Source organism: Winogradskyella ursingii, assembly GCF_013403975.1.
GTDB lineage: Bacteria > Bacteroidota > Bacteroidia > Flavobacteriales > Flavobacteriaceae > Winogradskyella > Winogradskyella ursingii.
Window position 1 is genome coordinate 377,575 of record NZ_JABFDH010000001.1, and the last position, 15,061, is coordinate 392,635.

At 35.5% G+C, this 15,061-nt stretch carries 10 protein-coding genes; 3 read left to right on the forward strand and 7 right to left on the reverse strand.

Annotated elements, in window-relative coordinates; genetic code table 11:
• Window positions 1-39: 39 nt before the first annotated feature.
• The 7 genes from HM983_RS01790 to HM983_RS01820 form a co-directional block, all read right to left on the reverse strand.
• Window positions 40-1,254, reverse strand: a complete 1,215-nt coding sequence (locus HM983_RS01790) for a site-specific integrase (RefSeq protein ID WP_115122662.1) — start codon at window positions 1,252-1,254, stop codon at window positions 40-42.
• Window positions 1,255-1,684: 430 nt separating this feature from the next.
• On the reverse strand, window positions 1,685-2,092 hold the full coding sequence (locus tag HM983_RS01795) for a DoxX family protein (RefSeq protein WP_179343536.1): 408 nt from the start codon (window positions 2,090-2,092) through the stop codon (window positions 1,685-1,687).
• Window positions 2,093-2,109: 17 nt separating this feature from the next.
• Complete coding sequence (locus HM983_RS01800; protein WP_179343538.1) at window positions 2,110-2,493, reverse strand: DUF4174 domain-containing protein; 384 nt, start codon at window positions 2,491-2,493, stop codon at window positions 2,110-2,112.
• A gap of 140 nt (window positions 2,494-2,633) precedes the next feature.
• Window positions 2,634-5,519, reverse strand: a complete 2,886-nt coding sequence (locus HM983_RS01805) for an alpha-amylase family glycosyl hydrolase (RefSeq protein ID WP_179343540.1) — start codon at window positions 5,517-5,519, stop codon at window positions 2,634-2,636.
• Between the two features lie 70 nt (window positions 5,520-5,589).
• Window positions 5,590-6,942 (reverse strand): SusE domain-containing protein, encoded by a 1,353-nt coding sequence (locus tag HM983_RS01810; RefSeq protein ID WP_179343542.1) that lies wholly within the window; start codon window positions 6,940-6,942, stop codon window positions 5,590-5,592.
• 18 nt (window positions 6,943-6,960) lie between these two features.
• Window positions 6,961-8,601, reverse strand: a complete 1,641-nt coding sequence (locus HM983_RS01815; protein ID WP_246277437.1) for a RagB/SusD family nutrient uptake outer membrane protein — start codon at window positions 8,599-8,601, stop codon at window positions 6,961-6,963.
• A 5-nt stretch (window positions 8,602-8,606) separates the two neighbouring features.
• On the reverse strand, window positions 8,607-11,504 hold the full coding sequence (locus HM983_RS01820; RefSeq protein WP_179343544.1) for a SusC/RagA family TonB-linked outer membrane protein: 2,898 nt from the start codon (window positions 11,502-11,504) through the stop codon (window positions 8,607-8,609).
• 343 nt (window positions 11,505-11,847) lie between these two features.
• On the opposite strand from HM983_RS01820, the gene HM983_RS01825 reads away from it, so the two are divergent.
• From HM983_RS01825 to pgmB, 3 genes are all read left to right on the forward strand, one after another.
• On the forward strand, window positions 11,848-12,897 hold the full coding sequence (locus tag HM983_RS01825) for a LacI family DNA-binding transcriptional regulator (RefSeq protein WP_179343546.1): 1,050 nt from the start codon (window positions 11,848-11,850) through the stop codon (window positions 12,895-12,897).
• 130 nt (window positions 12,898-13,027) lie between these two features.
• Entirely contained in the window at window positions 13,028-14,410 is a 1,383-nt protein-coding gene (locus tag HM983_RS01830) for an MFS transporter (RefSeq protein WP_179343548.1), read from the forward strand.
• The gene (gene pgmB / locus HM983_RS01835; RefSeq protein WP_179343550.1) at window positions 14,403-15,059 is read left to right on the forward strand and encodes a beta-phosphoglucomutase; all 657 of its coding nucleotides are present in this window, start codon (window positions 14,403-14,405) and stop codon (window positions 15,057-15,059) included. The genes HM983_RS01830 and pgmB overlap by 8 nt, the downstream gene beginning before the upstream one ends.
• Window positions 15,060-15,061: the final 2 nt, after the last annotated feature.

Sequence of the window (15,061 nt, forward strand, 5' to 3'; positions counted from 1 at the left end):
TGCACAGGTTGTGCAAAGATTGTTCTTCAGTATGTCAACTTAAAAGTTAACAACACTATCTAAAGCATCATCTGCTTCTTTATGGATAAAATTTGCCTGGTAATTCAATGTTGTTTTCAAGTCACTATGCCTATATAATTTTTGTAACATTAAAGGATGAATGGAATCACCAGCAATATTGCCAAAAGTATGTCTTGCGATGTGCATTGTAATCTTCTTGTCTATTTTAGCTTTTTTGGCAATGGATTTTAAGTTATCGTTGAATTTTTTGGTTGCCGTTTTTCTTTTATTATAAATGTCTTTTGCATTATCCAGATTGGCCTTTTTCAATTCAGGGAAAACAAAATCTGTGGCGTGTCTTTTATCATCTTTGTAGAAATCCAAAATACTTAGAACCTTATCTGGAATTTTTAAGGACAGTAGTTTTGAGTTTTTATTCATTCTATAATGAAGCCTATTGTCGTATATGTCTGACCACTTTGTCCAGAGTACATCTGTAACCCTCATTCCTGCAAAATTGAAGCTAAATAACCAAACATTTCTTGTATGAATTTCATTGTAGGTTAGATTGTCTAAAGCTTCAATAGCTCTTACTTCAATAATATTCAACCCTATTTTTGTAGTCTCAGGAAACTTGATTTTAATTTTGTCACCACCGAAAGGATATAGTTCCCTACTGACTATTTTTAGCTTTATAGCTCTATTGAATAATAAGCGGATTAGGACAAGTATATTCATTATTGAAGTCTCAGCAAGGTGGTGCTTAACCTTGAGGTATATCATCAATTTTTTAAGAAATCGTTCATCAATTTCTTGAAATGAAAGCTGTTTAGATTTGTGATATTTTACAATATAACTAATCAATGCGCTGTCCGTAGATAGACGGTTTAACTTTTCTGCAACTTCCAGTTCGTCCAGATGTTCTTCTGCCAATTCAAAGAAAGTTGAGGAATTCCCTGAGGCATAAATTTCTTTTTTAATCTGGTTTGCCGAAGCATCTTTATATTGGGCCTGTAAATCAATAAGCGCCTTATTGGCATCAGAAAGTTGTTGTGATAGCAACTTGTTTAGGCTATCGGCATTTGGATTTGATTTTTTTACTCGAATATTTTTTTCGTCCCATTCCTCTATATCAATATAATGACCAACATATTGATAAGTGGAACGACGGTTTTTTGTAATTCGAATAGCTAATGGATATTGACCTTTGCTATTCGGTTTTTTGCGTAGAACTATTTTTGCATTTGATGACATAATTGACCTGTTTTGAGTACGAAAGTCAAATCAGGTACAACATAGGTACAACATTGTGTTTTTTGCTCAATTTTTGTTGTACACTTTCTATAAAGATACGTCTTTATTAGAACTTTTGGGTACAACATAGGTACAACAAATGCTGAAATCAACTGATATTAAATGACTTTAAAGAAAATGAAAAAACGATTAACTCATTGAAAATGAGTGTTTTTGTGTTTCTTTGGTGCAATATACGCTAGACTTAGGATCTAGTGCCGCGAGGTGTGCAGGTTCGATTCCTGTCATCCGCACAAAATAGAGTGAAAAGACTTCAATATATGTTGAGGTCTTTTTTTTGTTTTTATAATCCCGATGGCATCTGGTTTATACTCGACAGTTGCAAACAGAGTTATTTGTTCGACTTGCTATAATATTTGATATAAAATATTCACTTACCTATTAGCTTTAATTTATTAAATTGGATTTGGCTAATTAGAATCGAAAAGAAAATTGCATAAACCATTTGGAGGCCTACGTTGCTCCATTCTTCAATTAGGCATGATCCAAAAATTAACGCGATGATTATTATAGATCCAGCAATAGATATTCTGTAAGTGTATATTCCTAAAATCAAAAACAAACCAATAATAAACTCAATAAAAGGCAGCACAGTTGCCCAACTGCTAACTAAAATATCTGGTAAAAATGTGTTGTTAAATGATTTTGAGACACCATTTCTGAATCCCTCTAATTTTGGAAACCTTACTAAACCATGGGTTAAAAAATTAACTCCCATAGTTAATCTTAAAAGTAAATATGCAGTCTCGTAATTAGTTGTTTTGTTACTATTATCCATTGCAAATCTTAGATTTATTATCTGTTCTTTAATTCTGATTGTCGCATGGGCATAGCATCGATCGTAGAGAATAATTTTTTAGCAGCTAGAATATTATTCTGTTCTAATTTAATACTACCATCTAAACCAATTAAAATCACCTTGAAGGTCTCGTTTTCAGAGTTATATCTTTCAAATAAATTGGAACTTTCAATCCAACTACTATCTCCTTGAATTTCAATTTTGTACTTTTTAGGAAGTATAATATAGGTCACCAGCTTGCGATCTTCTAATCCTCGATTATTGTTTTTTAATTCCTTGATTTGATCTTTTAACAACTTAGATTCAACATTATCGGTAATGATTAATACCAATCGATTTTTCCATCGGTGTTTTTCTAATTGCTGTGCAGTTATATCCATAATCGTAAAAATTGTGATCATAAAAAAAAGACCTAGTACTCTCATTACGTTTATAAAAAGTGTTTATCTAAAGTTATTAAAATAAAAAAGAGCCTCTGTTTCAGAGGCTCTTTTTATACTCAAATTAACACTTCAATCAATTAGAGCTTCACTAGTTTAGTGGTTTTGGTTTGGTTATTTTCATTTTCTGCTTTTACCAGGTATATACCAGTTTTTAATTCTGAAATATCAAAGATATTAGTCCTTGTAAATTCACCACTGAATAATTTTACACGCTTACCGGTAAGATCAAAAATTTCAACTTTCGAAGTATTTAAACTGATACTGAAAGCTGTTTGAGCTGGATTAGGGAAAACTGAAAATTCTTCAAATTGATTATCATCAATACTTAAAACGCTCGAAGGCTGATTTCCTAAAATTCTAAATTGACCAGCAGGAATGGAAATAGAACTCGTAGAATTTGAAACAGTTGTATTTCCTGTTTCATCCATTAAATCATACCATGTTGCAGTAATTCCAGAAGGAAAGTTAGTACTAATAGTTTGGCTATTAACATCAAAATTGGCCAATATAATAACGTTGTTTAACTCAGAATTAGGAATAGAACTATCAGATATCTCAATTCTCGGTGTAAAGTTACCAGATATCATGGTATAGTCACCTTCAAAAACTGGTTCTTCAATTTTCAATTTATGAAGTTTTGACCAATCACTGTAAATTTGTCCTCTGAGTGCATCTCCAAGCCAATTATTTACCCACTGTGGTTGAGGTTTTGTGTCGAGCTTACAATCTCCAATTCCATCTCCATCACCAGGCTGATTAACTGTTCCGTTATTGCAGGTGAAAATTGAATTTTCCATACCTAATTCGCCAAAATGCCAAATCATTTTCGGGCCAGGTACCATGACGGATACGGCAGCTAAAGCTGACATTCTTGAAAGTGCTACATTTAAGTCCTTAACATCGTGAGAAGAGTTGCTAGAATTACCAAAGGCAAGATTTTTAAACATTAATCGTTCTTCATCGTGACTCTCTGGGTAGCCAACAATACGAGGTCCATTAAAGGACGGCCTAGAATTGTGACCTATGCCATCGATGTTTTTGTTACCGTTTTGACCCATTGTCAACTCGTTATAAGGATCTGTCATTTTTCCCCACATCATAATGCCTTTTCCTTCGTCAAATCTGTAATTAGCCCATTCCTTTTCCTCATTTTCACTTCCTAAATGCTCAAATATTACATAATGGTCGTCGTCTAGAGACCAAGAATAATCGGCATATTCCTTTAAGACATTAATTCTATCTTGTTGATAGCCATTGGTACAACCTTCGTTACTTGCTGAACAATTTTGAGTGAACCCCTTTGTGAGGTCCCAACGAAAACCATCGATATTAAATTCTTCAATCCAATGTTTAACCGTTCTTTTTACAAAGTCTTTTGTTCTTGGGTTAGAATGGTCAAAGTCTTCACCAACACTGTAACTGTGGAGAGCCGTTTCATTAAAATATGGATTGTCTGAGCTTGGTCCGCCCCAGCCATCTCCATCTGGATCATTCATCCACATACGTACCATAGGATTACGCCCAAATGCATGGTTAAATGCAATATCTAAAATTACCGCAATGCCGTTTTGATGGCATACATCAACCAATTCTTTAAATTTTTCTTCAGTACCATAAAATTTGTCTAAAGCCATATGAAACGAGGTATTGTATCCCCAACTTTCGTTCCCTTCAAATTCCATTACCGGCATTAGCTCTATTGCATTGATGTTTAGGCTTTTGAAATAGTCGATTTTATCAATAATATCCTGATAATTCCTATTGGAATCAAAATCCCTGACTAAAACTTCATAGACTATTAAATCTTCTTTCTTCGGTTTTTCAAAATCTGTAACCTGCCAATCATATGGTGTTTGCCCAGTTTGTAAAACAGTTACTTCCCGCTCTTGCCCAGTTGGATAAGCAGGCATATTAGGATAACTATTAGCCGGAATAAACGGATCATCAAATGGAGATAATACCAAAGTAGAATATGGGTCTGCAGTTTTTACCAACTTTGGTGAATTAGCCACAGGTGTTTTGTCTGCTACCCAATATTGGTAAGTTTCAATTTGACCAGGAGTTAAACCGTTAAGTTCTATCCAAAATCGGGTTCTAGATGGATCGCGTTTTAAGGCGTGTGCCGTTGTTGGTTGCCAGTTATTAAAACTGCCAGCAAGATAAACAAAATCTTTTCCTGCAGCATAAAGCACCAGAACAACAGTATTATCATCAATGTAGTTAATTCCATCTTGATACATTGAACCAGACGGCATAAATTCTACATTAGTTCCCGGGTCAATTAAAACATTAAATACTTTTGTAATCGTAGATCCGTCAAGAGTAGTGGTGAGCTCGTAAGTTTTGTTTTCAGTAATATTTGTATCTGTATAGGTATAATTGCTCGTAGAATTATCTGTATTGATAACTGTTCCATTTGCAGATAGCGTATAATTGGCGTTACCACCAATGTTTGATGCAGTGACTGTTAAGTTGCTGCCAGAAGAAATAATGGTTGTGTTTTCAGAAGGAGAACTCAACGTAACTTGAAATGTGCCAACATCAAAGATAAAGTCGCTGCAACCGTTTGCTTTAAATTCTTGTGATCCATTTTCATTTCTAAAAACCATCCCAATTTTAGTGGCATTTGAGGCTTGTGTTGGTGTTAAATCATAGTAAGTTTCGGGTACAAAAGTGATTGAATATATGCCACCACCTTGATTTGTCATTTGACCGATGCCATCATCTTCACCGTAATTTCCGGTAACGCCGAAACCAAAGGCATTGTTTTCGTCGCCAATACCAGAATGCATATAGACTTTCGCTGGATTATTAAACCCGTTGCAGTCTGTATCATTGCTGTTAATGTCTATTGTAACTGTAATGCTCTCGTCTACCTCAAAAGGATTTGGTGTAATAGAAACTTGACCAAAAGAAAACATTACTGAACATATTGCGATTATAATTAGGTAGTTCTTTTTCATAAATGCATAGTTAAAAAAAGGGCTGAAATCAATCAGCCCTTTGGGTTTTAAAAAGGGTTGTCCTTTTTTATTATTGAATTTGATTAAGAGCGTAAGTACCTTCGTTGGTATTTAGTCTTACTCGGTATAAACCAGCAGAAACTGCGATATTATCACCTCCAGCATCAATTGTGCCATCGGCACCAGAATCACCAAAATCCATAGTCCATTCATTGTTTGCTCTAAACTTAACCTCACCGTCAACCATAGTAGCAACGTCACCATAATATACGCCTGGTTGAACTTGAGTTAAAGCAAAATCTGGTCCTTCATTTCCCCAGTCATTGTAACCAGAGCCTACAACTCCCCACACATCTTGCGATTCGATAGTGTACATACCACTGTTAAAATCTAAAGTAATTAGATAATGACCAGCCGTAACAGCAATATTGTCACCTCCACCATCTAAAGTTCCATCAGCACCAGAATCACCAAAATCAGTAACCCATTCGTTATTTTGTCTAAACTTAATCTCACCATCAACTAATCTCAAGCCAGCTTTAAATGTGTCTGTAGTATAATCATAATAGAATTTTCCATCAGGTCCATCATTGCCCCAATCATTATATCCCGAACCTACTACTCCCCAAGAAAAAGGTTCTAAGGTGTAAGTACCAGCTCCAACGTCTAGCGTTATTTTGTAAGTACCAGCGTTTACCGCAATGTTAGCACCACCAGTTTCTAAAGTACCATCGGCACCGTCATCACCAAAATCATTAACCCATTCGTTATTTTCTCTAAACTTAATTTCTCCATCTATGAGTGTAGCATACGTTACAAATACGTCTGTTTGGTCAGTTGTATAAAATGTGCCGTCAGGTCCACCATCACCCCAATTATTATAACCAGAACCAATAATTCCCCAAGAAGCTTCTGAAATACCAGTACCACCTCCATTATCAGTAATCTCCAATAATTCTACGTTGAGGGTAAGCGCATTTGAAAATGAGTCTGAACTACCACCAGTATCTCCAGCAAAAGCTTTAAGTCTTACTGAAAAAGAACCTGTGTTTGGTTCAGGGCTATCCGGGTCATTATCTAAACCAGCTTCCATGGCAACGGTCATCATTTGTCCGATAGTCATTGCAATTTCGTTACCAGTTGTTGTAGCTACAATAGAAGCATCTGAAAAATCCCCAGATACTGAACTTTGTAATTCATATGAAGTATTAGTTGGCACTCCAAAATCTGCACTGTTCCAAGTAAAACGTTCACCTAAATTACTTGAGGTACTTGCAGCAAGGACATAAGTATCTAATGTTGAATTCGTAAATACAAATCCTTCAGGATCTTGTGTTGTGAAAACAACATCATCTTCTGTTTCACAACTATTAAAACTTAATAAGGCAAAGATGAATAAGCCTAAAATTGATAATTTTTTCATGTTAATTTTTATTGTTAATTAGTATCCTGGATTTTGTTCTAAATTAGTATTGATTCCTAAATCAGTGGCTGGTAATGGCATGATGTCTCTGAAAGATTCAGTAGTTGCTCCTTGTTGCACACCACCTTTCCATTGCCAAACTCCCGAGTCAGAGAATTGACCAAATCTTACTAAATCTGTTCTTCTATGACATTCCCAATATAATTCTCGAGAACGCTCAGATAAAATAAAGTCTAATGTTAAGTCTGATTGAGTAATATTTCCGCTAGTATCACCATAAGCTCTAACTCTTAATTGATTGATATAATCAACGGCAGTAGACATAGAACCTCCACCTCCTCTAACAACAGCTTCTGCATACATTAAATAAGCATCTCCCAACCTAAACATTGGAAAGTCAATATCTGTATGGTCTCCAGATGTATCAGATCCTGGATTGCCATTTACATCAACGTTTCTATATTTTGCAACGGCATAACCATCTGTAAAGGTGCTTACCGAAGCAATATTTTTACTCTGACCATCGGTGTATAACAATTCACGTCCATCGGCAGAATTTTCCTCTCCTGGAAATTGCTCTACGAAAGTTGGTGTAGTTCTAACACCAAACCAACCGCCATTGATACCAAAATTTGATGGGTCCATCGAACCTCCAACTGGTGCATGTGTCATAAACGTCATGCCTCCAAAAGCTTGTGTTCTAAGACCATCAAAAGGTATAGTGAAAATTACTTCATCTTGCGCACCATTTGAGTCATTGTCTGCTAAAAATGAATGAAAATAAGGAATATCTGGTATGCTGTATCCAGCACCAATTATGTTATTCACATATGTAATTACATCTGCATAACGTGATGTACCAGTATACACTTCAGCGTTTAAATAAATTTTGGCCAAAAGCATCCAAGCTGCAGCTCTATCTGCTCTACCATAATAGGTTACAGGATCTGCGTTCGGTTCTGCCAAATCATCTTCAATTTCCAATAATTCAGATTCAACATATTCAAATAAATCTGCTCTTTGTATCTGTGGTGGCAAAAACGCACCAATTGGATCATTTTCTGTTATAAATGGTGGATTTGCATACAAATCCATTGCATGCCAATAAGTAAGTGCACGCATGAAACGCGCCTCGGCTCTGTAGGTTTGTATTTCAGCTCTAAGTTCGGCGCTTACACCCCTACTATCTAATTTAGAATCTGAAGTTTGACGTATAAATTCGTTACAAAGTGCAACTTGGTAGAATAAACGACTATACATGGTTCTAATAAATTCATTACCCGAAGTCCATACCTGTCCGTGTAAATCTTGTATTGTACCATCGTTCCAAGCGATTAGTGCTTCGTCCGTGGTCAATTGCTGCATTTTCCAATATAATCTAAGGTAATTGGAAAATCCTTCGTCAAGACCTTGTAAATCAGGCGCACCTGCAGGTCCTTCTTGTCCGCTTAATGCAATCCCAGCATAAATTTTGCCTAAAAATTGTTGGTAGGCCTCCGGGTCTTCAAAAGCTGCATCACCAGTAAGACGTTCGTCTTCTGGTTGTAAATCTAATCGATCCTCACACGATTGTACAAAAAATACAAGTGTGATGGTGAATAGAAAACATTTAATTGTTCTTAACATCATAGCTTTGTTGTTTAAATATTTAGTTTTCATTTTTTTTAAAAGGAAAAGTTTAGACCTAAAACAATATCTCTTGTCCTAGGGTAAAAATTATTTTCAATACCGTTAGAAATTTCTGGATCTAAACCGTCATATTCTGTAATTACAAAAACATTTGTTGCAGTAAGACTAGTTCTTAAAGTTATTTTTTCAAAAGGTATTGTATAACCTAAGGAAATATTATCCAATCTTACAAAATCTGCACGTTGAATATACAAATCTGAAAACAAATTCTGTCCAGTAAAACCTGTATTCAATACGCTAGAATGTGCATTTGCCACATAGCCTGGTTGATTGATTATAGCATTTAAATTTCCTCGATCTGAGGCCACGTTATTGTAAACATAGTTTCCAAAACTACCTCTAAATGTGAAATTTAAATCTAAATTTTTATATCTAAAGTTATTAGTAAAGCCCATAAAAGCATCAGGCGTGGCCTTTTTATAAGGTTGTCTATCTGCCTCAGTTATTTGATTGTCACCATTAACATCTACGTAAGCACCTTCGATAGGGTTTCCATTTCCATCATAAACTTGTCTAAAAACAAAGAATGTAGATGGGTCAAAACCAGGTCTTAGGATTTGTATCGTATTACCAACACCACCCGAAATACCTCCAGTTGGTAAGGTGAAATTAGGATCGTCACTTAAACTAAGTTTAGTAATTTCTCTATCTTGAAATGTAAGGTTGAAGTTGGTGTCCCAACCAAAATCATCTCCATTGGCAATAATTCCATTAAGCGTAAACTCTATACCTCGACTGGTTTGCTCACCAACATTTGTTAATAATTGGTCTGTTAGATTTGCTCCTGCAGGTACTGGCACACTAGATAATAAGTCGGTTGTTTCTCTGTAATATACATCAATTGTTCCATTTAGACGATTATTTAACAGACCAAAATCCAAAGCAACGTTATATTGGTCGGTTTCTTCCCATTTTAATTCTTCATCAAAACCTTCTGGTCGTAAAGTTGATATAAATAAGGGATCTCCATTAGGTTGTGTACCAAACTGAACATTAGCTGCATTATTTCTGGAAGGAGTATATATCCCTAAATAGCCATAATTGCTTCCTATCTCTTGTTGACCTGTAACACCCCAACCAGCTCTTAATTTTAAATTTGAGAAGAAAGAATCTTCCATAAAAGCTTCGTTAGAAATCTTCCAACCTACAGATACACCTGGAAAATATCCTATTCGGTTGTCCTCGCTAAATCTTGAAGAACCATCACGTCTAAAACTTGCAGATAATAAATATCTATTAGATATATCAAAGCTTGCTCTAGCGAAATAGGATTCAAGTGCATTTCTATTAATGTCAGTATCGATCAAAACATTCGGTCCAGAAGTTTGATCTATGTTAGATCTTATGTAAAATTCTTGGAATGCATGACCAGCTGTTAAATCTATTTTGGTATCTATCGATTCAATGTCTTTTTTATAATTAAGATAGAAATCCAATGATGTGTTACGGTTAAGTCCATCTGAAAATGCTCTTGTTCTAAAAGAATCTGGATTGTTTGGGTTTCTGGAATTGAAACGTTCTCCTTCGTTTTCGGCATAGTCGATTCCAGCATTAAGGTTAAAGCGTAAATCTTTTAAAAACCAAAATCTGTAATCTATATTGAAGTTTGAAATTACACGCTTAATTCGAGTTCTATCTTGGTTAGTCTCTAATAGGTATAAAGGATTCGCTGGTGCTAAATTAGCTCCAAGTTGTGTGTAATCGCCATTTTCATCGAATACGCTTTGTGTTGGATCAAACGAGATTGCTGCTCCAATTGCGCCTTGGTTGGCGTAATGATACTCATCTTTTATAGCCTTTGCGACTAAAGTAAGTTTTAAATCATTATCTAATAATCGTTGTACAAAAGAGGTATTAATTGCATTTCTTTCATACAAATCGCTTTCCAATGGACCTTCTTGAGAGACATGATTGAGATTAACTCTAAAATTAAAGTTTTCATACCCTTTGGATACTGTAAGGTTGTGGATTGCGCCTACACCTGTGGTATATATCTTATCTTGCCAGTCTGTAGTCGAATTACCAAGTGTTGCAGGATCAATTCCATTTTCTACTGCTAAATCCCTAAATTGATCTGCACTGAGAACATCAACTGTATTTGTAACCTTTCTTGTAGAAGCTTGTATGCCATACTCTACAGTAAGGGGTTGATTAGTTGTTCCTTTTTTAGTAGTTATCAAAATAACACCATTTGATGCTCTCGAGCCATAAATAGCTGTTGCAGAGGCATCTTTAAGTACAACAAAGTCTTCAATGTCTGCAGGGTTAATAGCGTTAAGTGCATTACGGCTACCTTGAGCACCGCCACGTTGATCAATTGGTAGTCCATCAATAACAATCAACGGATCATTAGTTGCAGAAAGTGACGCACCACCACGAATTCTAATTTCGCCACCTTCACCAGCCGCGCCACCGCCAGATGTAATACGTACACCTGCAGCTTTACCGGCTATAAGTTGTTGTGGTGCTACAATAGCTCCACGATTAAACTCTTTATCCGAAACTTTCTCTACAGCACCTGTAGCATCTTGTTTCGTTGTAGATCCATAACCAATTAATACAATTTCATCTAATTGAGCTGCATCTTCGGTAAGTTCTATGTCAATTCTGGATTGACCGGTGTACACTATTTCTTGTTTGGTATATCCAATATAGGATACAACCAGTGTTTCGCCTTCATTCAATTCAATAGAATAATTACCATCAAAATCGGTAGAAGTACCTCGGGAAGTGCCTTTAATTATAACGTTTACGCCGGGCAAAGGCATTGCGTTTGCTTTATCTGTAACAGTACCTGAGACAGTGGTCTGTGCCAACAGTGTACTTGGTGCCAAAATAAGACAGAATAATAAAGCATTTATTAATGTTTTCATACAGTGTTTTTAAGTTAAATTACTTAGTCTTTTGATTTATATTTTCACTTCTAGGATTAAATCTATGTAAAATTAATGTTCTTTGGATGTTAAATTTTTTTTAGACTGTTGCGAAAACGTTTTCGTGTTAAAAACTTTTTTGAAAATGAGGATTTTTAGAATAAGTTAAGCTAAAATTGATATTATCATAAGTAATTTGAGTTAAAATTATGAAGTTCTGAATTGTTTGATTTTGCTTTCTGATTGTTCACTCTGAATATACATCGTTTCTTATTTAAAATTAAAGTGTCAAATTAATGTTACATTTAGGTAAAATTTCTTAACCCTAGAGACTATTGATTTTATGAAGAGAAAAGTAACCCTAAAGCAAATTGCGAGAGAGCTGGACGTATCGATTTCAACTGTTTCTAAGGCACTTAGAAATAGTGCCGAAATTAGCGATGACACAAAACAAAAAGTTCAGGCATTCGCCAAATTGTACAATTACCGACCAAACAATATTGCCTTAAGTCTCAAAAACAGAAAGACTAATACAATAGGTATCATTATACCTGAGATTGTGCATCATTTCTTCTCGAAGGTGATTAGAGGTGTAGAGTTGGTGGCTAATAAACGTGGCTATAACGTTATTGTTGGATTGTCAAACGAATCGTTTTCAAAGGAGGTCATCAACATGGAAATGCTCGCTAATGGTAGTATAGATGGGTTTATTCTTTCAATTTCAAAAGAAACTTTGCAACAACAGGATTACCACCATTTTAATGAAACCATGAGCCAAGGTATGCCTATTGTAATGTTCGATAGGGTTATTCCCGAAATTAACTGTGACAAGGTCATTGTCGATGATTTTAAAGGCGCTAAAAATGCTGTAAAAAAGTTAGTTGATCAACAGTGTAAAAATATCGCAATCATAACCACCAAAGACTACGTGAGCGTTGGTAAACTTAGAACTCAAGGTTATTTAGAGGCATTAGAAGAAGGCGGGATTACGCCTAAGGCAAAACTTATTCTAAAATTGGAAGATACCTTCAATTTTGAGGAACACCTGGATGTTTTGGAAAAAGAAATTGAGCAACTATTCAAATCAAATAAAAAAATTGATGGTGTATTTGCAGTAAACGAACTTTATGCACTAACCGCAATGAAAGTCGCCCGAAAACTTGGTTTTAAAATTCCAGAAGATATTCAGGTTATTGGTTTTACAGATGGTGTGCTTTCAAAACATGCTACACCAGCACTTACAACTGTGAGCCAGCATGCGCAACAAATGGGTGAGACGGCAGCAAATTTGCTTATTGATAAATTAGAAAAAGATTTTAATGAAGAAGAAGAAGAGCAGTTTCAAACAGTCGTAATTGAGACCAGTTTGGTGGAGCGCGAATCGACCAAATAGAAATTTAACATTGCCAGTTTAAAATCTTTTATATCTTTACAGCTCATTATCAAGACTTATATTTTCACTTCTACAATAAGTTTTGATGAGCCAAGCTTATCAGAATAGTATTAATTAAACATACTATTTAATGAAAAAGCGCATTCTTGGATTTTGGGAAATTTGGAACATGAGTTTCGGTTTTCTGGGCATCCAGTTCGGATTTGCCTTACAAGGTGGATTCATGTCACGAATATTTCAAACATTAGGAGCAGAAAAAGACGCGATTCCTTTATTGTGGATTGCTGCACCCTTAACAGGCTTACTTGTACAACCTATTATTGGTTACATGAGTGATAGGACTTGGAGTCCAAAATGGGGGCGACGACGACCTTATTTTCTGGTTGGAGCTATTTTAAGTTCCGTGGCACTATTCTTTGTGCCTTATTCACCAGCTTTATGGATTGCAGCAGGTTTTCTCTGGATTTTAGATGCATCCATAAACATCTCTATGGAACCATTTAGGGCTTTGGTTGCTGATAAATTAAATGAATCTCAAAGAACTTACGGGTTTGTTGTTCAGACACTTATAATTGGCATAGGCACTTGGATAGCAAGCAACTTACCATGGTTGGTGTCGGGCATGGGAGTAAGTGATTCTGCAGCACAGGGTGTTGTACCAGATTCTGTTAAAATCGCATTCGCTATTGGCGCTTTTGTTTTTCTAATCAGCATTTTGTACACGGTATTTACAACTTCAGAATATCCTCCTGAGGATATGGAAGAATTCAAACGAGAGAAAAAAGAGAAAAATAGTTTTGTATCGGATATCGTAAATAATATTGGCAATATGCCTACCACAATGAAAAAACTAGGAGTTATCCAGTTTTTCAGTTGGTTTGCTTTTTTTACTATGTGGAGTTTAGCTAATCCTGCATTGACAGAGCACGTATTTAATACACCAGCGCCAATGGAATCTGCTTATGATATGGCTGTGAGCGCTCAAGCACAATCTTTTGATATTGCTAATACAGCATTTCAGAAATCTTCTAATTTAGTGGGTTCTGCAATGGGAGTTTATGGACTCTCGTCTATGGCATTCGCATTGCTTTTAGTATTGTATACGAGAAAAAGAAATATCAATAGAAAATATGTGCACATGTTTTCATTATTTCTTGGAGGATTAGGTTTTATAATGATGAATTTTGTTACTCCAGAGCAATTAAAATGGTGCTTTATACTTATAGGGCTAGCCTGGGGAAGTATCCTTTCTATGCCATATGCCATGCTTTCAAGCTCGGTGGACCCAAAAAAAATGGGAATGTTTATGGGAATTTTCAATATGTTTATTGTAATTCCTCAAATAATTGCAGCCTTGGGTGGCATCAACTTTGTGTCTAATCTAATAGGTGAAGAGGCTATTAATGCCATGACTGTTGCGGGTGTAAGTCTTTTGATAGCGGGCTTAAGCAATTTGTTAATTACAAACAAATCTGCAATTTCATATCAACCAGAATATAATACCAATGATTAAAAAAGCATTCATATTCGATTTAGACGGTGTCATCGTAGATACCGCAAAATATCATTTTCTGGCATGGCAGAAACTCGCCAGAACACTTGACATTGATTTTACCGAAAAAGAAAACGAACAGCTAAAAGGTGTAAGCCGTGTACGTTCGCTCGAAAAAATACTGTCATGGGGAAATAAGACTATTTCAGAAAATAAGTTCAAAGAACTGATGGGTAAAAAAAATGATGATTATCTAAATCATATTTCCATTATGAATGAAAATGAAATTCTACCCGACGTGAATCGAGTTTTAGATTTTCTTATAGAAAAACAACAACCAATAGCACTGGGTTCTGCGAGTAAAAATGCAAGAACAATTTTAGAACGCGTTAACCTGAAAAATAAGTTTGATGCTATTGTTGACGGTAACGATGTAAGTAAGGCAAAGCCAGATCCAGAGGTGTTTTTAATAGGTGCCGAATTACTCAAAATTAAGCCAGAGTATTGTGTCGTTTTTGAAGATTCCGTGGCTGGAGTTGAAGCGGCGAATGTGGCAAATATGATATCAATTGGTATTGGTAGCGAAGAAAATTTAGGGCATGCCAATTTCGTGTTTAGGGATTTTACCGAAATTTCAAATGAATTTCTTATAGAGTTAATCAAAAAATAATA

Bases quoted from the DNA above. Each gene is read 5' to 3' on its own strand.
- HM983_RS01800 (WP_179343538.1), bottom strand. From the start codon at position 2,493: ATGGATATAACTGCACAGCAATTAGAAAAACACCGATGGAAAAATCGA.
- HM983_RS01810 (WP_179343542.1), bottom strand. From the start codon at position 6,942: ATGAAAAAATTATCAATTTTAGGCTTATTCATCTTTGCCTTATTAAGT.
- HM983_RS01830 (WP_179343548.1), top strand. From the start codon at position 13,028: ATGAAAAAGCGCATTCTTGGATTTTGGGAAATTTGGAACATGAGTTTC.
- HM983_RS01805 (WP_179343540.1), bottom strand. From the start codon at position 5,519: ATGAAAAAGAACTACCTAATTATAATCGCAATATGTTCAGTAATGTTT.
- HM983_RS01825 (WP_179343546.1), top strand. From the start codon at position 11,848: ATGAAGAGAAAAGTAACCCTAAAGCAAATTGCGAGAGAGCTGGACGTA.
- HM983_RS01790 (WP_115122662.1), bottom strand. From the start codon at position 1,254: ATGTCATCAAATGCAAAAATAGTTCTACGCAAAAAACCGAATAGCAAA.
- HM983_RS01820 (WP_179343544.1), bottom strand. From the start codon at position 11,504: ATGAAAACATTAATAAATGCTTTATTATTCTGTCTTATTTTGGCACCA.
- HM983_RS01815 (WP_246277437.1), bottom strand. From the start codon at position 8,601: ATGAAAACTAAATATTTAAACAACAAAGCTATGATGTTAAGAACAATT.
- HM983_RS01795 (WP_179343536.1), bottom strand. From the start codon at position 2,092: ATGGATAATAGTAACAAAACAACTAATTACGAGACTGCATATTTACTT.
- pgmB (WP_179343550.1), top strand. From the start codon at position 14,403: ATGATTAAAAAAGCATTCATATTCGATTTAGACGGTGTCATCGTAGAT.